17 protein-coding genes and 3 pseudogenes are annotated in these 21310 nt (G+C 49.8%); 8 read left to right on the top strand and 12 right to left on the bottom strand.

Going from position 1 to position 21310, the window contains the following annotated elements:
• Nucleotides 1–71 precede the first annotated feature (71 nt).
• Nucleotides 72–287, top strand: a pseudogene (locus tag DNJ95_RS06550) (site-specific integrase); the annotation flags it as partial.
• A 349-nt stretch (nt 288–636) separates the two neighbouring features.
• Nucleotides 637–969: pseudogene (locus DNJ95_RS06545) on the top strand (ATP-binding cassette domain-containing protein); the annotation flags it as partial.
• A gap of 981 nt (nt 970–1950) precedes the next feature.
• On the opposite strand, the pseudogene DNJ95_RS06540 reads toward DNJ95_RS06545, so the two are convergent.
• From DNJ95_RS06540 to DNJ95_RS06510, 7 genes and pseudogenes are all read right to left on the bottom strand, one after another.
• Nucleotides 1951–3380: pseudogene (locus DNJ95_RS06540) on the bottom strand (IS1182 family transposase).
• Between the two features lie 483 nt (nt 3381–3863).
• Nucleotides 3864–5288 (bottom strand): ApeA N-terminal domain 1-containing protein, encoded by a 1425-nt coding sequence (locus tag DNJ95_RS06535; RefSeq protein WP_131183918.1) that lies wholly within the window; start codon nt 5286–5288, stop codon nt 3864–3866.
• A gap of 855 nt (nt 5289–6143) precedes the next feature.
• Nucleotides 6144–9281, bottom strand: coding sequence for an AAA family ATPase (locus DNJ95_RS06530; protein WP_131183917.1), 3138 nt, complete (start codon nt 9279–9281; stop codon nt 6144–6146).
• Entirely contained in the window at nt 9271–9780 is a 510-nt protein-coding gene (locus tag DNJ95_RS06525; RefSeq protein ID WP_338069365.1) for an ABC-three component system middle component 1, read from the bottom strand. The genes DNJ95_RS06530 and DNJ95_RS06525 overlap by 11 nt, the downstream gene beginning before the upstream one ends.
• 13 nt (nt 9781–9793) lie before the next feature.
• A complete protein-coding gene (locus DNJ95_RS06520) occupies nt 9794–11122 on the bottom strand; it encodes an ABC-three component system protein (protein ID WP_131183915.1) in 1329 nt (442 codons plus the stop codon).
• Nucleotides 11115–12164 carry a ComEC/Rec2 family competence protein gene (locus DNJ95_RS06515; protein WP_131183914.1) on the bottom strand — a complete coding sequence of 350 codons (1050 nt, stop codon included), beginning with the start codon at nt 12162–12164 and terminating at the stop codon, nt 11115–11117. The genes DNJ95_RS06520 and DNJ95_RS06515 overlap by 8 nt, the downstream gene beginning before the upstream one ends.
• Before the next feature lie 675 nt (nt 12165–12839).
• A complete protein-coding gene (locus DNJ95_RS06510) occupies nt 12840–13223 on the bottom strand; it encodes a hypothetical protein (protein WP_242671876.1) in 384 nt (127 codons plus the stop codon).
• Nucleotides 13224–13340: 117 nt separating this feature from the next.
• Here DNJ95_RS06510 and DNJ95_RS06505 point away from each other — a divergent pair, with 117 nt between their 5' ends.
• A complete protein-coding gene (locus DNJ95_RS06505) occupies nt 13341–14024 on the top strand; it encodes a DUF5677 domain-containing protein (RefSeq protein WP_242671875.1) in 684 nt (227 codons plus the stop codon).
• A 155-nt stretch (nt 14025–14179) separates the two neighbouring features.
• Entirely contained in the window at nt 14180–15550 is a 1371-nt protein-coding gene (locus tag DNJ95_RS06500) for an IS1182 family transposase (RefSeq protein ID WP_131183913.1), read from the top strand.
• A 37-nt stretch (nt 15551–15587) separates the two neighbouring features.
• Here the strand turns inward: DNJ95_RS06500 and DNJ95_RS06495 are convergent, their stop codons facing one another.
• From DNJ95_RS06495 to DNJ95_RS06485, 3 genes are all read right to left on the bottom strand, one after another.
• Entirely contained in the window at nt 15588–15944 is a 357-nt protein-coding gene (locus DNJ95_RS06495; protein WP_242671874.1) for a phage GP46 family protein, read from the bottom strand.
• 163 nt (nt 15945–16107) lie between these two features.
• A complete protein-coding gene (locus tag DNJ95_RS06490; protein WP_131183912.1) occupies nt 16108–16407 on the bottom strand; it encodes a hypothetical protein in 300 nt (99 codons plus the stop codon).
• Nucleotides 16408–16410: 3 nt separating this feature from the next.
• The gene (locus tag DNJ95_RS06485) at nt 16411–16659 is read right to left on the bottom strand and encodes a hypothetical protein (protein ID WP_131183911.1); all 249 of its coding nucleotides are present in this window, start codon (nt 16657–16659) and stop codon (nt 16411–16413) included.
• 1189 nt (nt 16660–17848) lie between these two features.
• On the opposite strand from DNJ95_RS06485, the gene DNJ95_RS06475 reads away from it, so the two are divergent.
• The gene (locus tag DNJ95_RS06475; protein ID WP_131183910.1) at nt 17849–18208 is read left to right on the top strand and encodes a hypothetical protein; all 360 of its coding nucleotides are present in this window, start codon (nt 17849–17851) and stop codon (nt 18206–18208) included.
• Between the two features lie 42 nt (nt 18209–18250).
• Here the strand turns inward: DNJ95_RS06475 and DNJ95_RS06470 are convergent, their stop codons facing one another.
• Nucleotides 18251–18586 carry a helix-turn-helix domain-containing protein gene (locus DNJ95_RS06470; protein WP_131183909.1) on the bottom strand — a complete coding sequence of 112 codons (336 nt, stop codon included), beginning with the start codon at nt 18584–18586 and terminating at the stop codon, nt 18251–18253.
• Nucleotides 18587–18676: 90 nt separating this feature from the next.
• On the opposite strand from DNJ95_RS06470, the gene DNJ95_RS06465 reads away from it, so the two are divergent.
• From DNJ95_RS06465 to DNJ95_RS06455, 3 genes are all read left to right on the top strand, one after another.
• Entirely contained in the window at nt 18677–18916 is a 240-nt protein-coding gene (locus DNJ95_RS06465) for a DNA-binding protein (RefSeq protein WP_131183923.1), read from the top strand.
• Between the two features lie 199 nt (nt 18917–19115).
• Nucleotides 19116–19961: a hypothetical protein gene (locus tag DNJ95_RS06460; RefSeq protein WP_131183908.1), complete on the top strand. Its 846-nt coding sequence runs from the start codon at nt 19116–19118 to the stop codon at nt 19959–19961.
• 187 nt (nt 19962–20148) lie between these two features.
• Complete coding sequence (locus DNJ95_RS06455) at nt 20149–20679, top strand: hypothetical protein (RefSeq protein ID WP_131183907.1); 531 nt, start codon at nt 20149–20151, stop codon at nt 20677–20679.
• Between the two features lie 95 nt (nt 20680–20774).
• On the opposite strand, the gene mobI is transcribed toward DNJ95_RS06455, so the two are convergent.
• A complete protein-coding gene (mobI, locus tag DNJ95_RS06450; protein ID WP_165491557.1) occupies nt 20775–21230 on the bottom strand; it encodes a conjugative transfer protein MobI(A/C) in 456 nt (151 codons plus the stop codon).
• Nucleotides 21231–21310: the final 80 nt, after the last annotated feature.

Genomic DNA, 21310 nt, shown 5'->3' with positions numbered 1-21310 from the left:
GCATTCTGGTGCGCCCCATCATGGCGCCCACGGTGCCGATCATCGAGTTGGGCTCCTGACACGACCGATCGCGCTACAGGCGGCCATACAACTGTCGCCATACGTATGCGACAATCTGCTCGATGTCAGGCCTGAACCCCGCCTTTATTGCCCAGCAGCTCGGCCATTCCGTGCAGATGCCGCTCTCCACATATGCGCGTTGGATCAACTCCACCTCGGACTGGGGCGAACTGGAAAAGCTCGAAATTGGTATCAAATTGGTATCAGCCCACAACAAGCGCAGCTAAGTTATTGATAGGTAAGAACTTTGATCTCCACCGCGAATATCACCATGCAATAAAAAATGGGTTTTCATGGTGGTGTATGCGTAGGAATCACAGGGCTTTCAGTCACTTGAGTACGCACTCGAACGCACCGATTGGTATCAAAAGTGGTATCGAACGTTCTGACAACGCCCTGAGCGGCCCGATCGATGACTACGCGCTACGCCAGGCGCAGAGCGTCGACGCCCTTATGCAGTTCTACACAAGCCACTACCAGGCGGCCGCCGCACAGGCCCAGCGCACCCGCGCAGACGCCGTAGTGGGCGTCATCGTGGCACTCCTCGCTGCGGGACTGGCGACCCTGCTGTTGGCACTGCTTTACACGCGCAGTCTGCTCCGCCCGCTGGGCCAGCCACAGGCACTGATCCTCGACGAGCCCACCAGCGGCCTCGACATGGGTGCCGGCCTCGGCCTGCTGACACTGCTGCGCCAGTACTGCGGCGCAGACCGGGCGATGATCATCACCACCCACCATATCGACGAGATCATTCCCGAGATCGAGCGCGTGGTGCTGCTCGACTAGGGCCAGGTGGTAGCCGACGGACCCAAAGCCGAGGTGCTGACCGATGCCAGGCTGTCAGACCTTTACCAGACCGAATTGCAGGTGAGCGAGCAGAGCGGCTGGTATCGCTTCTGGCACGCTTGAGCCGGACATTGCCGGCACAGGACCTGACCAGTCGCGCTCCACTCCTCAACACGCCGACGGCGAACGCAACGCTACTTCCCTACATTCTGTTCTGCCCTTCTCTAACAGGAGATCACGTCAACGCCAGCCTCACGTGTGGCAATCGCTGCCCCCAGACCAGGCAAGGTTGCCCCAACCACCAATACGTGCACCTGTGAAGCCAGCATATTCCGCTCCTTTTTTATTGTGTAAATGAGTTACTCGAAGAGCACTCTGGTCTCAGCGCACACGCCATCAGTACACACTTTTTCGGCCCCATCAGAGCCTGGTTTCGTCGCAAGCCGCACAGGTGACGCAGGGGCAGAGGCCGGATGCTGTTCCTCGTAGGCCTGGTACAACCCGCCCTACGGTATCCGATCAGCCCCAGTCTCATCGGCATGGCTAAGCGAGTCAGCCAGCACCTGAGCGGCCATCGACAGGCTACAACCTGACAAGTGGATTATCCCAACACGCTGCTGTATTCGCGGTTGCTCGACGGCAATGCAGCGAGCCCCGAGCTCCTCCATTTGCTGAATGCACAGTGAGTATTCGCATTGGTTCCGACATCAATTCGCATGCCTAACCGACACTGATTCGCACGCAAAACCGACAGCCATTCGCGCCCGTCGACACCTATTCGCATCCTCCGACAGCCATTCGCACGCCCCGACACCTATTCGCATCCCTCCGACACCTATTCGCACACGCCGACAGTTCGCTTTGCCGACGCCCGGAGATATCCAGTCACTGACTCGCAGTTCCAAATGGCCTCTCGCTGATGACTGCTACCGGCCCAGGCTGTGTAAAAACGCGCGGGTGATGGATAGCGGGATTTGGATTGTTTTAGCGGCGCCCAGAGGCCCTATAGGCGCCTAGCGTGTCGATCCGAGTCATCCAACTGATTCGGGCAAGTGCGGCTTCCGCGATACTGTGCGACGAGTTCAGCGGGCCGCCAATGGGGGGTCAGGCCTTCATCGCGGCCATCAGCGCACTATTGCCCAGCAGGTTCAGCATCCGTTTGAAGTTGTAGGCGAGCACATGCAAGCTCATTTCCGTGCTCACCCGCTCGAGCGTTCGGGTGAGGAAATGGGTGGCACCCATCCAGGCCTTCAGCGTACCGAACGGATGCTCCACCGTCTGGCGGCGGATGCGCATCATCTCCGGTGCCTGATCCAGGCGGGACTGCATCGCCTCGAGCACCGACTCATGTTCCCAGCGACTCACCCGGGCTCTGAGCTGGGTGTGCAGCGCTCCTTCAACGCACAGCCCTGGCAGTTCGAACTCCAGTAGCGGTGCAGCTTTAGCCCTTTCTCGATGCTTGAGAAACGCCAGATCAGACGTTGCCCTGCAGGGCAGCGGTACTCGTTCTTGGCTGCGTCCTAGATGAAATCACCTTTGCCAAAGCGGCCAGCCGCTGTCGCTCCCGAGGTCAGCGTCTTGGGCACGAAAACAGTGATTCCAGCTTCATGGCACGCCAGGATTTCTTCGCCTTTGAAATACCCTCTGTCTGCGACCGCCGAGAGCTCCTCGACACCCATGGCCTCTCGCGCCTGTTTGGCCATGGTGCTCAGTTGGTCTCGATCTACTCCGTCGTTCGTGACCTCATGCGTCACGATCAGGTGGTGTTTCGCATCGACCGCTGCCTGCACGTTGTAGCCGACCACTCCGGTGCCACGCGTCTTCATTGAGCGGGCATCGGGATCGGTCAGGGAGATCTGTTTATCCGGTGTTTCGTTGAGCTGAACCTCGATGTCCTTGAGCTCCTGCATCTTGGCTTTCAAGGTCGCGATCTTGTCGTGGAGGCGTTCGGCTTTGACCTGAGCAACGGCAGGCTCCTGACGATCTGCCGTATCGAGCGCCATCAGGTAGCGGTTGATGCTGGATTCGATCTCCGCCATCCGACGTCGCAGCTTGGCACTGGTGAAGTTGCGGTCGCGATTTTTGACCGCCTTGAACTTGCTGCCGTCGATGGCCACCAGCGCTTCGGCGAACAAACCGAGCTGTTGGCACAGCACGACGAACTCCCGACAGACGCCACGGATGGCCTTGCCGTTATCCTTGCGAAAATTGGCGATGGTCTTGAAATCCGGCATCAGGCGCCCGGTCAGCCACATCAATTCGACGTTGCGCTGCGCCTTTCGCTCAAGACGGCGACTGGATTGGATGCGATTGAGATAGCCGTAGATGTAGATCTTCAGGAGATCGGCAGGATGGTAAGCCGGTCTGCCCGTTTCCGCCGGGATGACACCGTCGAAACCCAGCCGGCCGAGGTCGAGTTCATCGACGAACACATCGCCCACCCGCACCGGATTGGTGTCCGCGACGTAGTCATCTAGGCTCTCGGGCAGCAGCGTGCTTTGACCTCGACACTCGCCCTGGATGAAACGCTTCATGGGCCGCTCCCGCTATGAAATCCGTCAGCAGCATAGCAAGGGCGTGGTCCACGTTTTTACACAGCCTGGGCCAATAGCAGCCACTGGAGACCGCCGTATCACTGATAAGGAGAAGTGGGCGACGCTGCGTCACACATGTCCCAAGCTCGTCAACGTTGGAATTGGCGGAATCGGGCAGTCAAGCTTAAGGCCATTGGCAATGTACGAGACTGTACGGTAGAAGCCTGCAAGCATCAGAATTTCCAGAATCTGGTTGCTATCGAAGCGCTCACGGAGCGTCGCATGCTCATCGTCGTTTATCGTCGAGCGGCCATGTATGCTTCAACTGTCCCCATCAGTGCAACTTCATCGTCTTGCCATTTATCGCGCTGGAGCAGGTACACAAAGGTCCGGACACTCTCGTGAAAGCCGCAGCATGCGAACGACGAGCTAAGTATGATAATTCCTTTAATCTAGAGCGAGCAATTTTAGCGGTCTGTTAAATCAGTAATATCTCTCTGGCAGCAAGCCTGCTTGACGAAATGCTTCGGAAAATTCAAACGACGCAGGGTTACGGTAGATTATAAATTCAATTTCCTCTGAACTAATACCAAGCAGGCTTAGAATCAGAAGCAAATAAAGTTTCGATAATGCCTCACTTCTGCTTACCAAATCATTGATAAAATTAGAGTAGCCCCCCGGCTCTCTTTCACCCCCATGATGAGATAAATCATTCCGCATATCTGCGCATGCTTTGGTAAAGGCCTTAAGCGCGCCATCATCTATGCCAATAGCTACAGGCTTCAGCATCTCATATAGCCTTTCCGATAAAGGCCGCTCAAAACCACGACTCTTTAATAGTGATACCAACCACTTACGGTCGCTGCGGTTGAGATCCTCCCGCGCCTCTACAAATTCCGTGAGACCTTGGATTTTTTCTTTCAGCTTGAGATCATCACATCGTGACGAATCTACACGCCGATCTAATGCCTCTAAGCCCCATACCAAATTTACAAACCGATGCTCTGCATACAACGGCCTATTTCTTCGCGTACCCAAGTAAAGACTGATTCCTGGGCCCAAGCTTTTTCTTTTTGAGAGCCATGTCTCTATCATATTACCAAAGGTGTCTTGAATCCTAGCAAATGGCAGTAAAGTCTCATGCCACTTAACTAAGGCTCCAGTTGGAGCATGACGACGAAAGTAGTAATTAACGCCAATTACTTCGTCACCTTTACGCCATAGCAACCGTGGCCAACTTAAAGTTATGTTCGAGTTTGTTAGAATCAACAACAGATCTTGAACGGATCGATACCAGTCCAAAAATTCATCGCACGTAGTATCTATTGTAGGCGTGTAACTCAAATAAGAAGTCATGGCGATATTAACCGCCTCGCTATGAAGACCCGGTACGCTACCAGAAAAGTCATGTGTTATTTCAACAAGCCCCCATGATATTTGCCAAGCGTGAGATGAGTTCAGGTCGAGATTAACCTTAATCTTCCGAGCTTCATCTTTCACCTTATCTAGTGAGTCATAAAATTCAATCCGGCCCGGCCGTACCCACTGTTGCAAACCATCTAACGATATACTCAATTTAAAAAAATTGATAAACTCAAGTGGCTTCTGAGAAATAAAACACTCATTAGCCCAAAATATTTCAAAGGAAATAAGTCCAGACCGTCCACCTTGAGCCCTGAGACCTTTCAGCAAAACATAGTGCCCGTTAGACTTTAAACATCCTAATATGGTAATGGGCTCCGGAAGTATTTCACCGAAAACACCTCCCATCCCACTTCTTCCTGGCAAAGTTTGATGTAATTCAAGCTTAATAACGCCGGCCGGATCTACGCTTAAAATCCCCGTTGCGCTACCTGCCTCATACCCCTCGCTTGTCCACCAAAAAATACCGTGATCATTAATTTCCATATGCGACCATCCAAAAACAGAGCACCTATATTATCGAGGCTATAACTAAATTTACAAATTGGCCTATCGAGATAACTACCAAGAGACTTAGGTTTTACTAATCAGCCTATGATGCAGGGCCTTCAGTTCTTCACACTCATTTCGACTGGCCTTATTCAGTAGATCGAATAGCTCATTGTTACCAAGCCAATAGGCAACATGATCACCCCCCCTCTTGAAGTTGGACGATCTACTGATGAGTGAGTTTTGCACCCCAAGCACGGAGTCTCATTTCGATTTTTTCGCGTTTATCATGGCACTCGGGACAAAGAGCCCTTAAAGCGCTCACTGGATACTCCCATGGATGGAAGCCACTATTCATGCGGGCGTAGTAACAATGGTGTACTTCCAAGCGAGCAGCTAGTCCACAATTTTGACAGCAGTGTCGAGCTATCATCCTAACGAGTTCGGCCTTCCGTTTCCATCGGTGGTCCCGTAGCAATTGCGAATATGTTGTCTGCGGGGGCGGAGTGAAGTCATATCCTTCCAATGGATAAATACCCAAGCTCCATGAATATCCCATTTCATAGTAGAACCCAAAGGACTCGAATATATCGTCAAACTCAGTCAGGTCGCCCCCATAGTTAAGCATGTGGTGAACGCTACTACCGTCGAAAACCATTACATACGCAGCGTCATTAAGCCAATCTTCGCCTCGGCGCTGCCATTGCTCAGGGGAAAGAAAGCATCACCAAGTAAATTCTCTCTAATTAACCAATCTTCGAACGCTAGAATTAACCGGCGCAGATTCGCTTCCACTTTGCATCCTCCAAGCTCTATCTAGCAGAACGCGAACCCCGACTACCTGCCAAAAAATTACCCAGCCAACATCACGTCTTCCTGCACAACGCCAAAGGATTTAAACTTAATAAATCTCGTGCCGAACTTATCTTCCGGGACTTTTAACTTCAGCAACTCATAGAAATTCTCATCATGCGTAGACAAGATTATTTGCCTATCAAACTTGCTAGAAATATTTCTGAGCAGATCAATAACCGAAAGAACGTTAATTGAGTCCATTGAGTGGATAGGATCATCGATCAATATAGATCGAACTGGGCTACCATCATGTTCTATATGAAGCGCCTTTGCCAAGAATATACTCAAACTAAGAATGTTCAGTTGCGCAGAACTGAAATACAGACCAGGAGAAATAGGCTGACTAGAACCCTCTTCATATAAATAAACCTCTAGCCTTGGGCGATCATCTTCTGGAAATACGCATTCAAAACTAACCGTCTTAAAGAACGGGTGGGGATCAATTTTGCTGTATATTGCAGTAATCAAGTCAGTGTAGAAGAAACCATCTATACGCTCCTTCAGTTTCAGCTCGATCTCTCTCAGCTCTTTAGTCAAGGACACAGTCAGGCGTTGGATTTTGCTCAGTGAGCCAAGATTGGAGTCTATTTCTTCTCGTGCCTTTCTGTATTTAAAAAATGGGAGAACATCGTCTAATTGCGCAAGAAGGATATTCAACCAAAGCAGCCCAGAGCTTAAAGATTTAAGCTGCTCTGCTAACTCCTTTTTCTTTTCAGACAAAGAACTAAACAGAGCACTTATAGAAGAGCCTGGATTTTCTACAAGCGAGCGGAAATTTGCCTCCAACTTTGAGAGCGACTCTTGGGAATACCCCAACTCACTTGACAGCGCGATGATTTTCTCACTGACAAGTGTGTCCGACAGGAATCTTCCCGACTCTGAAATATCAGACTCCAAAAGACCTATAAATCTATCTATTGCATCTATTTCTGTCTTTAGAGATAGGCGCTGTTGAATTAGCCCTTCATGCCTTTTCGAAAATTCTCCGTGAAGGTCGTCACCCTCCATTAGGTATGCAGACTTTAGAGATGTGTACGAAGAATACAGCTCAGACCCTCGGTACGAATCGAGTTTTGTGTCGAGCGCAGCTTTTGCCAATAGTAACTTGTCCAGTTTCTCTTTGGAAACTTCCATTAAAGAGATTTCTGAGCTAAGCAATTCATTCGTCGATGAAATTTTTCCCATTACATCATCAATCGACAAGCTAATGAACTGAACATAGTCATCCCTAGACATATTACCAACTAAAGCGTTAAGCCTATGAAGAGACTCAGATCTTATGACAGACTCGCGTTGAGCGTCCGAAATATCACGTGATATCTGCTCCAAGTCTGCATCGGCGCTCATCACCTTCTCAGTAATTTGATCAAGTGCAGATTTTTTTAGCGCTTTGAGATATTCAGTCCCCTGAAGTAAAAATCTGTCCATCTCGGAGATTTTACTTTGTGCCTCTTCTGTACCTCGCAAAATAGAACTCAGCGCAGCCTCAATGCTACCGTTTGATTGAATTCTCTCCAGCAACTCAGTGTGTGAGTCGTACTTAGCGCTGCACACGGGGCACTCATCAGAAAGAGTTTCTGACAACAGAGTTCTAGCTAAGCTCAATAAAGAAAAAAGATCCTTTGATTGAGAGTCCAGATTTTTCGCCTGCGCTTCCAAAGAATGAAGATGCTGCGCTGTAGCAGCTTTAGACTCAATAGTCTGAGTGTATGAGACTACGAACTGTGGATCAGGCTTAAGGTACGCTTGGACCTCTGGCGAGATAAATGAACCATCAATTTTTAGATTGAAATATCTAGCGTACTCGTCTTGCAATGATCGCCTGAGCGCACCTACTGTAGACTGTCTATTTTCAAGTTCCGCGATTTTTGATCTGTATCCGGAAATCAAGCCTTCAGACTGCTGGATATCTTGATACCGTGAGTCTATTTTTTCAGATCTATCGAGCAAAGATGCCAGCTCAGTATCTAGCTCTGAGCGCTTCCTGCGCATTGATTCAACAGATTCTTGATATGTACTTACGGATACGGCCTCTACATTCAGGCTAGAATTAATTATTTCAAGCTCAGCCTCACCAGCAGCTATATCATTTATTATTATTCTTATTTTCTCATAACCAGATAAAAGTCCCGCCACTCGGTCAAGCTCCGACATGACGCTTTGAAGACGCCTATCATGTTCGTCCTTTTCCCCGCGAGCTTTAGATATTTCTTCTAATTGGTCTCTATTTGCATGCGCTACTTGCAGTTGGGCACGTAGCGCCGAGCTAATGTTTCTCAGCTCCTCTACCCTAGGAAGACTTTCAACACATAAATCGATAGATTTCTCAAGATTTCCAAGCGACGTGACCTTACTCTCTATCTCGACAATACGCTTTGATAGCATCGAGCGAAGCTCGGTCTGTTGAAGCTCAGAAAACGAGGAATCAATGAGCGGGAAGTTATTGCCAAGTATATTGAGCTGTGTGATTGTTTCATTTACTTTCTCAACGCTAAAATCTAGGGCGGGTTCTTCCAACGCCCCTTCTAATGCTGAGTTTGCATCGTTTAGCGCTTTTATTTCTCTATTGCAGGACTTGATTGCAGAAAAGAGGCTGGCACGATATTTTTCATCCGCCTCACCAAAATCCAGCATGAATCTTTCATAACGCTGTTCTGGTCGCTCTTCTTTTAGAAAGGCATCAATGGCGTCTTGGGAGAGAAAAATATCTACGAGATGTTTAGTGGACTTATCCGTATTTGATGGATCATAGGTATAGTCCCGCTGGCCAGCAGCTGGTCGCCTTACTGTCCGCTCATACTTTTTCTTTCCCCCTGTGGTTTTCACAGACACGTATGATGGAGCAGTTTCTGAAATGTACCGGTTCTTCAGAATTCGCTGCGACGAAGAGCTTGTATTTAAGTAGAGGGAAACCGAGTCATTAATCCCACGCTGACTGTCTCTTATATAACGACTAATATTGTTCGTTATCGCCCATTCCATAGCATCATAGAAAGAACTTTTCCCGAATCCATTAGGAGCATAAATAGCCACAAAATTTGAGACGGAGCCATCGGAATTACTAAAATCAAATTTCCCATCGCCTTCCTGAGCATAAGCACGAAAACCAACAATATCGACGGATTCAATTTTCATTTTCAGCCACCCAGTTAGCTAAATCCGCCACCTCTTCAGCGGTAAATGTTAAGGCTCCCCTCTTTTTAGCAGTTAAGCTTGTAACTTTTGAATACAAGGCAGATACATCTGCATCCTTGAGGGCCTCGTGCTGAAGCACTTCTTTAATATTTAGATCAGCCCCCAGCAGCTCATTATTCAAAAAGTCTTCAATACTGAAATCTGCGCGAACATCCCCTACAACCAATTTCCTCATTGAAAATTTATCGTTTTCAATTTGGTACTTAATTGACTTTGAAACCGGATCGGACACAATGAAGACAAGGTAAATATTCCAAGCTTCGAGCTTGTTATCAAGTTTTGCCTGGAATTCATAGGCAATAATACTCGCGATTTGGCCCCAGAGAATAGCCAAATCCTCCTCACTCTTTAACCAACATGTAAAGCAGCTTATATAGCCCTCTGGCCTTGACCGATACAATTCAAAGGATGCGCTTTCGAATTGGGCGAGAAATTCCACATAATCTAATTCTCTAGATATGTTCACTATATAAACTCCGGACTAAAGTCATTAAGTCATCTGGACCATAGCCGGGGGCATCATTACCCGCATAGTATTTGGCCAAATCATGCTCGTTTCTCAGAATGCACTCTCTATGCAAGCCCGTTAGGTGATAGACATCGAATTCTTTGGCTGGATTCGTAATCCCTGCATCAACCATTAACTCGCTAGCATCACTTCGCCCGATATTTGGCACGATTCCATCAAGTGTTGGTTTCATCACCTGCATATTGGCAGAAATGTCACCGGTACTTATAACAACTTTTCCTTTTCGCTTAAGCCCTCTAAAGTCCGATCTAAATATATCCATTAGACGCCTAGCCCAAACACCTTTGTCTGCTGAATACAAAAATCTTCGCCTAGAATTATTATCATTTACGTATGCAACATCAATATTTTGCACATCATCAATTAAACAACTAATTATTAGATACTCTAAATATGAAATCCAAAGATCTGTAGAGTAGAGGTCTTGTGCTAGACTGTTTCTAATTAACAGCCCTGATCGAAATTTATGATACAGGTCTAGCGGACTTACCGAGCCAGCCAATCCAAGATTATTAGCTAGATCATGCAGTTTGCCCTTGAGATAATTTAAATTATCAGGAAGCTCGGTTCTGTTGTAATACTCGAAGGACCTTTCGACCAGCCCAATAAAGCTACTCATTGCAACCGGGTAAATTTTTGGAATCCCCTCTTTTTCAATGAGAGACTCAACCGCAGACATAGAGGAACAAACAACTTTCCCGTGAAACTCCCGGCCAACAGCTCCCTCTACACGCGACTCCACACCATATAGAAATATATCTTCGCCGATTATCTTGAACACACCGCCGCCTGAAGAACCAGCCACCTCAGCCCACTCAGGTTGCCCATCCAACATTAGAGTGAAGCTATTTTCAGGATTCTCCGTTACTTCGCCTCCGTACTCACGAAGCCGATCTTCCTGGTTAGTGCCTCTACGGGTCTGAGGGTAGCCGTAGTAAAGAACTCTATCCTCACGTTGCGGCTTTGATATTGCGGGTTGTACCTCAGCATCCAGTCGATCATTTGATATAATTACCGCGAGATCGGTAACTGCACATATTCTTCTATCTTGGAGTGCAATTACTTCCCCGTTGTACTTGGTCACCACAATTTCTTCAGCGGAAAAGTACACGCCTGAATTTTTCGCTGTCTCAATGACATGTTTAGCGGTCAATATGTAAGTAAAATCGGCATCAGCCGGCTGAATGAGAACGCCGCTGCCGGTATTCACAGTTACGACGTGAGCACGTATCTTCTCTGTAAAGTCAGGCAAACTTTAACTCCCCATCCACGACCTTAATTCTATTACCTAAAGCCTTTTGCTCAATTTTTGTATATACATCATCTACAACGCCCTGATAGTTGAAGTATATTTCTGTAGAATCTTTATGACTATGTATTCGTGCAAGCGTTACTTTATCTGGCAACCCGTGCCTGCTTCCATCCGTACTAATCACATACTTCGTACAGTTTACCAAATGAAGTAATTCTTCATTTGTATTACCCTTACTCCCGTGGTGGGATATTTTCATTAGCTTTGCTTCAATCGGATTTTCGTGGGTATAATTTCGTAGTTTCAGTCCCGCAGAAATTGTGCTCGGATGAGCATCACCCAAGAAGAGATAATTACTTCCGTCAACTTTTAGAATGAATGACAAAGAACTGGCGTTAGTCTTAGATGTGTCTTCTCGAAATTTATCGTTCGACAACAAATCTTGATAGCTTTCGTTCCAGTCAGTTTTATCTGGCGATGTGAATGAACTTAGAGTTTCTTTTTCCCATTTACCTAGAAGGGCTTTCAACTCCCCTTCGCTTGGGGATAGAAAATCAAGTTCTAAGTCGTCCAGTCGAAGCTTATCCCCCTGCTTAGTAACCTCCTGCGTCCATATTCCCTCGTTTTCTAGAAGCCGCTCTAATGTATCTCCTTGGTCTATTGAGGTTTCTAGCGCATGAGAAAAATTACCTTGAATGTCTTTTTCAGGGTCAGCCGCAACTTCAAAATGCTTATGTATTAATCTACCTGAATTAAAGATCACTCTTTTTGCGCGTTTCGCAAGTCCGCCTTGCACTTCAAACGCCTTGATGAGACCGCCTATATGGTCATCATCTACATGAGTAAGAATTACAAGATCAATGTATTTATCCTGTTGCTCTAGCTCTGCCAAGGCAAGTCGAAGCTCGCCGGCTGAGCCGGCTTTAAAGGTGCTAGAGGGTCCACCATCAATGAGAATCCGTTTCACTGACTCATCCGCACCAACAGTGATAAGGATGCAGTCTCCATGAAACGCGTGTAAAAAACGGATGCTGATCGACATGATTCCCTCCTATCTGACCTTCTGGGCATCGACACAAGTATGTTTGCGTCTGGCGGTTGTCCTTAACCTCTAGGCATCATGGATGCGCGTAGCGCTGGCACAATGCTATCTGTTAGCTTATTTTGGCTCGGTTCGCAATGCTCTGAGCCAAAAGTCTATATTCTTACGACCCGCTATCAGTCACCTGCCCAGCGTACCTGACCTCCGTCACGGGGGCCTATATAGCCACTTGTAGCTAACCTGAACCGTCAGCTGGTCGCGCAGACTCACGGGAGGCAATATCTGCTCTTCAACGTAGAAGAATTGGCCATCCCGCTGTTCAGCTTCTACTCGATCCTTCATGGCTTGGACGGCATGTACCAGGTCACTTCCAGCTCGCAACACACTGGTTCTTGTGTCCTCACGCTCTTTGGAGGACTTCGCTTTGCTGTAGTCAGCCAGAGCGCGTTCAAAATTGCGAAGTGCTGAGGCTACGTACAACCCGCAACGAAAGAGCCCAAGGCTGTGAATCCCCCCCCAGTTCGTTCTTCGTAGATGCACTTGTCGATCAGCCTTTGCAACTGGCTCCTGTCGATCTCATTCACCGCTTCTTTCTCGTCGCGAGTCATGTTGATCTGAATCACTTCCGTGCTCCTCGTAGTTGGCAATCCCATGCCGGCATGATTGGGGGCCGCGCTAGGAAGCATCTCCCAGGAGAGTCTCGATGACAGCAGCAGAATGCTTCGCTCTCCCCTTCGTCGCAGTGACCTTTTGGGTCGTGGTGATCACCTCAACCTTGAGGGAGTACTCATTCGCGTAAGGACGACGCTGAAAAGCCTGGTGGAGATGTGCCACAAAGCGCTCGGCCAGCTCGACGCTGTCTAGGTAAAGCGTCTTGTAGGAAAGACGACCAGTAGGGGTCGCGTAGAGCCCGGCGACGATGTCTTCATCCCTGTAATGCGGATTCTGAAGATTCGACGGGACAAGGCGATGAGAAGTCTCGACCCGGATGGTCGCGTACTCCACTGCCGATTTGTTGGGGAAATCCCCCGCACTGCGCAGTTTTTTGGGTTCAATCACGACGCCAATCCCTTACTGTCGGATGTGCCAGATGTTACCACTACCCTAGTTAGTTGGCATCAAGGGACAGCTACATTGACCGGCATCCGTCACAGATAAAAAGGTGTCAAAAACCGCATGAGCACTGCATCAGTACCGGACGAACTAGTTGAATCGTTAAGGACGCATGCTTCGTTGCTGATCACGTCCTCGGAGATGAAAGCAACAGGAGCGCCCGATCCCCGCGACGACTTTGTTCGTCAACAGCTGAGGCGCGCAGCCGAGTTGGTGAGCGGAGCCGCAGCTTTGGGCGCCGTAGCGAACTCCGCCTGCCTGGGAATCTTGAGCCGAAGCCTGATGGAACAACTGATTACGGTCTTGTGGGGCATTCGATCAATTGAAAATGCAGAATCCCAAAGCAGCGCTGGTACTGCTCAATTGGCGAAGGCCTTCAAGATGAACCTAGAGGAAGGCACCGCCCAGGTCTTCGACCGGATCACGGGTGAGGAAGTAACGGCTCGATACCTCGAGCGCGAACAGATAAAACGAAGTGCTCCACCCAGCATTCAGCAGCAAGCTAAGGAGGCAGACGTTGCGGACCTGTACACCGTCTTCTACAGATTTTTATCGCTTGAGACACATGGCCACAACGAGAGCCCCAAAGAACAATCGGAAATCGTGAATTTATGCGTTATCCACCTTCAAGGAATTGGTGGCATAAGTCGCGCCATCGGCCAGGGCTGCGTTTGGTGGCTGATTCATCGTCACTGGCCTGACAACGAGTCACTCCGCGAAGTGCTGGGCCTCAATGCAAAAGCTTAGTAATGCACCTAACCTGGGCACCCAACCGGAAGTCCGCTATGGATCGGAATGGTCATTAGTGAGCGACTGCTACCGGCCGATTCTGTTGAAAAAGTAGCTGCCCCACCCACGTCGCCGGCAGAATTGCTCTATCAGCGAGCGCGGGGGCGAACAGCATGATGGGACAGCTACCGAGTGGACAGCAGCGCCTGTTCTACTCGTTCAATCTGGAAGACCACGTTCCGCCCCAACACCTTTTACGTAGCATCGACCAGTGCCTGGATCTCAGCGATCTGCGTACACACCTGGCCGACTTCTACAGCCCCATCAGACGCCCCTCGATTGATCCGGAGTTGATGGTGCGCATGTTGGTCGTTGGCTACTGCTACGGCATCCGCTCCGAGCGACAGCTGTGCGAAGAGGTGCATTTAAACCTGGCCTATCGCTGGTTCTGCCGGCTGGGTCTGGAGGACGAAGTACCCAATCACTCGACCTTCTCGAAGAATCGCCACGGCCGCTTCCGTGACAGCGGCCTGTTCCGCTGGTTGTTCAATGAGGTGCTGCGGCGCTGCATGGCGGCTGGCCTGGTCAAAGGCGAAGGTTTCGCTGTAGACGCCAGCATCATCAAGGCGGATGCCAGCCGGCAGCGTGGCGTGGCGGGAGATGAAGTCGATTGGCGTGATCCCACGCTCAGCAACCGCGCTGTGCGCGAGTACCTTGAAGCACTTGATGAAGAGGCGCTGGCTGAAGCTCTTCCCAAGAAAATCTCGCTCACCGATCCGCTGTCCCGTTGGACTGCTGCGCCAGGCGGCCCGGCCTTCTTTGCCTACTCCACGAATTACCTGATCGATACTGAGCACGGCGTGATCATGGATGTGGAGGCGACTCCGGCGCACCGTACCGCCGAAGTCGATTCGACCAGGACGATGGTGGCGCGTGTCGAAGAGCAGTTCGACCTCACGCCAGAACGCCTCATCGGGGACACCGCCTATGGCACAGCCCCTATGCTGGCCTGGATGGTCGAAGAAAAGAACATCGACCCGCATGTCCCAGTCTGGGACAAGACCGAGCGCAAGGACGACAGCCTCTCCAGTAACGACTTCCTCTGGAATCCGGAGGCCAATGAATACCGCTGCCCAGCCGGCAAACCGCTACGCAGTCAGTGGCGCACTTTCACTAAGCAAAGATCGCGGGTGACCAAGGCCAACACCGTCATATACCGCTCCAGCCAAACCGACTGTGCCACTTGTCCGTTGAAAGAAAAGTGCTGCCCCAACACGCCGAACCGGAAGATCGTCCGCAGCATCCATGAGGCTGCCCGCGACGTGGCACGACGCATCGCCAATACGCCGGAATACCTTGTCTCTCGCTGCGAGCGCAAGAAGGTAGAGATGCTTTTCGCCCACCTCAAACGGATCATGAAACTCGACCGTTTACGACTGCGTGGCCTGTCGGGGGCGACCGACGAATTCACTTTGGCCGCGACCGTGCAAAACCTGCGACGCATGGCCAAGCTTTTGCCTCACGGGCCGCCACTCACGGGATAGGTACGCCTGCTGTGAGCAGAAACCCTCGAATTAGCCTTCAAACCTGAGCCAGAACGCTCAGCGAAACACCGAAAGGCAATTTGAAGTGGCTTGCAGCCACTCCAACAGCAGGCACACCTGAGCGGCAGGCTGCCGCTGAGACGACTTTTTCAACAGAATCGGCCAATAGCTGCCTGTGACAAGCGGATTTGCCTTCAGCCAGTAGGACTTGCCCGCCGCATAACGGACAACCACCAGCGCCAGCCAGCCGTTGTGGGGCTGCTCTGTAGTTATAGGCGCGGCCGTCATCCAGAAGCGGCTGCAGCGCCTGCTCGGCGTATTGCTGAGCCAACTTACCGATGCGCGCTAGGTCTTTGCAGCGTTGAAGTTCGTGCAGGCGTGAGCCCAGGGACACATCCGCCTACCAAGAGCCGAGCGGCGTTTTGAGGCGAATGTAGACGGCGTTTGCCAGCGAGCTAATACGCTCGCCGCTCAAGTCGCCAGTGGTGGGGTCGATGTCTGCGTCCATAGGCTGGCAGAGTGCCCCGCGTATGCGCGGGGCAGTGTTTCAGGATGGTTTAAGACAATGCGGTTTGCAGCGCCATTACAAGCGCCGACCTGTCTGCCCCCAAGGCGACAGCTTCCTCAACTTGCAGGCGGGCGTATTTCTCACCCTCTACCAGGCCCAAGACATCAGGCGCTTGGCCGGGCCAACGGATGGACAGCGTGTGGGTGTGTTTTGGTTCATCCCCTCCGTCGTATTTGGAGACGAATGCCCCTGAGCGCATATCTAAAACCCCGCCCATCAGCAGATTCGTTTGGAACTGAGGCAGCTTGGCCAGGAACTTGAGCAGCGGGTGTGTGGACGTTGTACTCATAGTTCAGCCCCTTCTGGCACGGTCACGCTGGGTAGGGCTCAAAGCGTCTTCTTGCAGATAACGTCCTCCCAGAGGTGGGACCGGCACCAGCCGTGGGTACTTCCGATCCGGGTCAGTCACAGGAATCAACCCGACCACATCCCCATTCTCAATTACGCCCCAAGCTGCTACCGCAAAAGACAACGGTTCAACGTTATTTTCACTGACGTAGTACCAACCAGAGCAAGGTGTGATTTGCAGAATCTTTGACATATCCAGTCTCCAGGCGAGGAGCTTGGACGTTACCACAGGGGACTACAGCTGTGGATTTGGAGGCGTGCCGTCTGGGTGACCATGGTCGTTATAAATCTCCCGATCTGCCTGCATGCTTCGCGTATGGTCAGTAATTTCGCCGCCGGCCTGAATGTGACTGGTGGCTTCGATCAACCTAGGGCAGCCCAGGTTGACCAGGGCCGAGTAGCTCCTGAAGGAGAGAGGCCCAACAGACAGTGGCCCGCAGCAGCCCTGCGTAACGCAATAGATCATATAGAGTGCCTCGATTGTGGCTCCCCGCTGGTCAAGGCTGACAATCCTGATGCTGATATTGAGTCTTTGGATATCAGCTGCACAAAGTGTGGTTTTGTCACCGACTCCGGTGAGTTTGTGGAAGACCACTACAATGCGGCCTCGCAGCTGTCTAGATTTAACGAACTCCCCTACGGCCTGCATCGCTCCGTGGCGCTTGTTGCAGCTATCTCGGGCCGACACGACCTCGCTTCAGTCATGTTCGAGAGACTGGTTGCACCCATGGTTTCAATGGGAGACGACGACACTGCAACAGCCACTAAGGGCTAGGGAAATGAGCTAAAAAAAGGATACCAAAGCCCCTCAGTTGAGCGTGGGATAGGACTGCAGCTACTCGAATGCCAACGGGCGTCGACCTATCAACCCACGAAAAATCGAGCCTGCCGGTTCAACCTGTCCAGGATGCCCCATCAACCGCCATATGGAAGCACGTCGCAGATGTCAATGGAAAGCCTTGGGCTGCTTTCCTTGAGTCGGGAAGCACGTGCCTTATCTTGAAACACCGCACTAGATTATCCAGCGTCAGTGAGAGCGGTCTCAATAGGATGATGCAACGCCACATTGCCTGCAGACGGCTCACCGTTGCCATCTGCAAATATCAGCAAGTGCAGGAGTTACAGACGCTCCTGCTGACCATTTTGATTATCTACACGAAATGGAGGGGCTGCCTGTCACCCAGCCAGCCTTCGGAGCTATCTGTTCATCCTCTTCCCGGCCCTCAGAAATCTTCATATTGCAATGCTCTAAAAATATTGCGAGAAGCAGCCTGGAGGGTCTTTTCATCAAAGATCTAGATTGCATTTTTTCAAAGCTATGGATACTGGAAGCACGCACAAGAGTGCTCCACTGAACATCCATCGGATAAAGGGTATACGAGATGATACGCGCCATCAGAAATTTCCTAGCTGTTCTGCTACCCCAAAATGGACATTGCGATAGAAATCTCAAGCTCAAAAATTATCGCCACGACAAAACCTGGGAGATAACTTATGAGACACTCAGGGCTATTTACGTAGATGATGAACTTGATTACCAGAGCGGCATACTTGTAGATGGGAAACTAATTCTCACGCCCACAAAATTTGAATATCACCATCCCGATGACTGGGATCCAGCATCTCTTGATCTGAATCCCGCGACAGGGATGTTGATGCTGGACGACTGTGTCGACGTAATGGGCAACCCCTATGGATTCGACAACACGAGTGACTTCTGCTGTCTAGACATGGATCTATAAAGCCTCCGAGCAAGAGCCACTGCATAGAGGAGCAACGTCTCTTCAGACTTGTTGCTCTGCCATCAACACCAATGCCTTGGTGATAAGGCCCGTAGCTTCTTGCCCTTTTTCACTCATGGCCCGGTAGTGCTCGAGAAGCTGCGATTCCTCGGCTGTCAAGCTGTCCACTTGCAATGGCGTACGCAAGCCGGTAACAACGTAGAGCACATCAACCCCCCTCTCTGCCAAAGCCGCAAGGTAAGAAGCATCGGGGCTACGTTCTCCTTTCTCATATTTACCTTGGGCGTTAGCTTTCACCCCACCAATTTCACCAAAGGCAGCCTGAGAGAACCTCAATCGTTCTCGCTCTTCGCGCAGACGATCACCAACACCACTCATTCGGATAGAAAACCCCTTTCAAACCACTCAAACGAGTGATAATCTCTGCCTAATTACACGCTTTTGAATGCTATTGAACGGTTTTGAATGATGCACGCCACTCGCACCCCAGCACAAGCCAAGGCCTGGCTCGAATCACAAGGGAAAACCATCAAGGAATTTGCCGATGAGCACGGGCTAGATCGCGCGACGACTTATCAAGTTCTCGCCGGTACCAAGAAAGGGCGCCGGGGAGAAGCCCATCGCGCGGCAGTTCTACTCGGCATCAAGGAAGGCACTGTTACCAGTGTATTGAAGGAAAGCCCTAACGAGAAAAACCCCAAGTCTTAAACGGCATATCCATCGCACGACATGAGTGTACATGTAGCCCTTAAACAATCCAGACAGCCAACCCCGTAACCGACTCACCATGATAGGTAGCCGTATGCCTAGAATTTTAAGATCATCTTGTATGGCCGTAACGATAGGAATCCTAGTCAGTATCTCTGGATGCGCACAGATCCTGAATGAGATAATTCCATCACCCAACATGACATACTTTGAACGCGATGGACTTAAATATGGCTACCAGACTAACGAGTCAACCACGCTACGATATGCCAATGCCAAACCACTTGAATTTGTAGATGTATCAGACAGCGTCAAGGTCTTAGCCCTAGCGGGAATGCCAGATTTACAAACCGTACCTGCTGGAAAATTCTCTGCAACTAGCTTCGCTATATCCACGCCGGTGTTCACGCAGAGGTATATCCATTCTGCAATTGATCAGAACACAGCGGCGTCGTTAGATACAAATCAAGGCCCTAGTTCTAGCGACCTAGCAGCTTTTAGTACTAACGCCATAGGTGCGGTCGGGGGAGGAACCGGTGCAGCGGGGGCGGCAGGGCTACTCTTGCTAGGATCGAACACCGGCGGACCAGATCCTCGAACAAAGTTCTCTGGGTCAATCTGTTATCGGGGCGTAAACGAGCAACTAGACCTGAATCAGGCCTACCTAGAATGCTTCAATCAGACTGTTGATGACCTGAGAAAAGCTCTTGGTGCCAAATCTACGGTTGAAATCCTGAAAGAGAAATACGTCACAATTTCTGGACATGTGTCTAGTAAAGAAAACGAAGAACAACCAGTTTCCATAGTTCTTTCCATTACCAACTCCATGTACGCGCCAGGTTTTGCACCAGCCGATAGAGGCGGTTATAAATCAAATATCTTCATCACATTCTTTAACCGCTATGCGGTTGAGAGTTCGACAGCCACAATGGAGGATATTGCAGCAGCATTACGTACGGTCAAGTCCATTGATCACTCCTATTGGTTAGCGACCGAGATGGATTATCAGAAGAGAAAAAATCACCCGCCGATAGGAGTCTACTGATATGCGGACTATAGCCACACTCTCAACCTGCATTATTTTGATGGGATGTTCTTTCACCAATAGAAATTTTGAAACAGTGTCCCAGAGCGAGATACGTACAACCTCAGAACTACATCACCTACACTACAACACTCTATACAAATCCACCCCAGGTGCCATTATTCTCGAGGCGAGCAGCAGCACCCAGATGGACAAATATGTAAATTGCCCAAGCGACATATATTATTCAGACGGATTCAGCTCTGGATGGACGATACCAAAAGGCAAGCATAAGATTTATGGAAGCGTTGAAACCTCACCCGGCGTTTGGATACCATTTATCCAGCGTACTTATTATGATCAACTACTCAAGGATCAAAGAGAACTGCTCTTCGCAATAAATTCAGATGGAAGCTTTTATGAAAAATACTATACCGTCTCACCTCTAAGTAGTCTTTCAGAGAGACAAGGTCAACTTAAGGAGTGGAGTGGCGGGGCAAAACACGGAACGAGATGCGAGATAACACTCCCCAAAACCGCACTTACTGCCACTTGTAAGGCCGTATATAATGAGGTTATGTACTCCCCCATTGGCCCCGTAGCAATGGTGACAGTCTTAGAGAACGACACTATCCGACAGCACCCGATCCCGCAGTATGCTGCAGCAGATATATGTGGCGTAAAACTCAAGATTATCTCAATGGATAATGACGGGATCACCTACAAAGCCCTTAGGTAGATAAGAAGCCTTTCAACACAAACAGCACTGTCACCTGATACCAGGTAATCAGCATCAGGTGACAGTGGCAGTTCAGGCGTCTCCAGCAAGGACCTTTAGCGTTTTCGCTCAAGAAGCGATTCCATTCGGCTCAGATCCAGATAAATTTTCTTATTTTTCGAAATCAGCTCCCGAAGAATCTCAAATTTATCCTCATACCGAATAAACAAACTCTCCGTAAATGCATCCATTCTCCCCATGGATTTACGCGAAAACCGAAACGTGCGCCCTTTTGGCAGACGAATCAAAAATGGCTTTTCCTGAGGCCCGTCTGCATGTCGGCGATAGACGATTTTTAACCAGTAAATATTGACATAATTACCCTTTTCGGAAATAGCCACCCCGCGAGCCATGACTTTTTTGGATGCTCTTGCCTCATCCCAAAAATTGTTCACCTCAACTTTTGCATGGGCAACCAGATCCCTATGCAGATCGTTAAGTTCCTCTTTGATGCTATTGATATGAATAAGCAAAATTTCATCCTCTTGAGACGATGGGTTTGGAGGCTTCATCCTGCGCTAGGCCGCACTCTCTGAGCAGGCAATTTGCTACCTAAACTGGGACAGTTATCACTGAGCGCGCTCACGTCATA

The organism is Stutzerimonas kirkiae (genome assembly GCF_004327335.1).
In the GTDB taxonomy this organism is placed as follows: Bacteria; Pseudomonadota; Gammaproteobacteria; order Pseudomonadales; family Pseudomonadaceae; genus Stutzerimonas; species Stutzerimonas kirkiae.
This window is presented reverse-complemented; position numbering and strand designations above follow the sequence as displayed.

What these genes read in the sequence shown, in the direction of transcription:
- DNJ95_RS06470 (WP_131183909.1), bottom strand. Translation starts at nt 18,586, where the DNA reads ATGAGTGGTGTTGGTGATCGTCTGCGCGAAGAGCGAGAACGATTGAGG.
- DNJ95_RS06465 (WP_131183923.1), top strand. Translation starts at nt 18,677, where the DNA reads ATGCACGCCACTCGCACCCCAGCACAAGCCAAGGCCTGGCTCGAATCA.
- DNJ95_RS06515 (WP_131183914.1), bottom strand. Translation starts at nt 12,164, where the DNA reads ATGTCGATCAGCATCCGTTTTTTACACGCGTTTCATGGAGACTGCATC.
- DNJ95_RS06530 (WP_131183917.1), bottom strand. Translation starts at nt 9,281, where the DNA reads ATGAAAATTGAATCCGTCGATATTGTTGGTTTTCGTGCTTATGCTCAG.
- DNJ95_RS06460 (WP_131183908.1), top strand. Translation starts at nt 19,116, where the DNA reads ATGACATACTTTGAACGCGATGGACTTAAATATGGCTACCAGACTAAC.
- DNJ95_RS06455 (WP_131183907.1), top strand. Translation starts at nt 20,149, where the DNA reads ATGGACAAATATGTAAATTGCCCAAGCGACATATATTATTCAGACGGA.
- DNJ95_RS06485 (WP_131183911.1), bottom strand. Translation starts at nt 16,659, where the DNA reads ATGTCAAAGATTCTGCAAATCACACCTTGCTCTGGTTGGTACTACGTC.
- DNJ95_RS06535 (WP_131183918.1), bottom strand. Translation starts at nt 5,288, where the DNA reads ATGGAAATTAATGATCACGGTATTTTTTGGTGGACAAGCGAGGGGTAT.
- DNJ95_RS06500 (WP_131183913.1), top strand. Translation starts at nt 14,180, where the DNA reads ATGATGGGACAGCTACCGAGTGGACAGCAGCGCCTGTTCTACTCGTTC.
- mobI (WP_165491557.1), bottom strand. Translation starts at nt 21,230, where the DNA reads ATGAAGCCTCCAAACCCATCGTCTCAAGAGGATGAAATTTTGCTTATT.
- DNJ95_RS06490 (WP_131183912.1), bottom strand. Translation starts at nt 16,407, where the DNA reads ATGAGTACAACGTCCACACACCCGCTGCTCAAGTTCCTGGCCAAGCTG.
- DNJ95_RS06475 (WP_131183910.1), top strand. Translation starts at nt 17,849, where the DNA reads ATGATACGCGCCATCAGAAATTTCCTAGCTGTTCTGCTACCCCAAAAT.
- DNJ95_RS06505 (WP_242671875.1), top strand. Translation starts at nt 13,341, where the DNA reads ATGAGCACTGCATCAGTACCGGACGAACTAGTTGAATCGTTAAGGACG.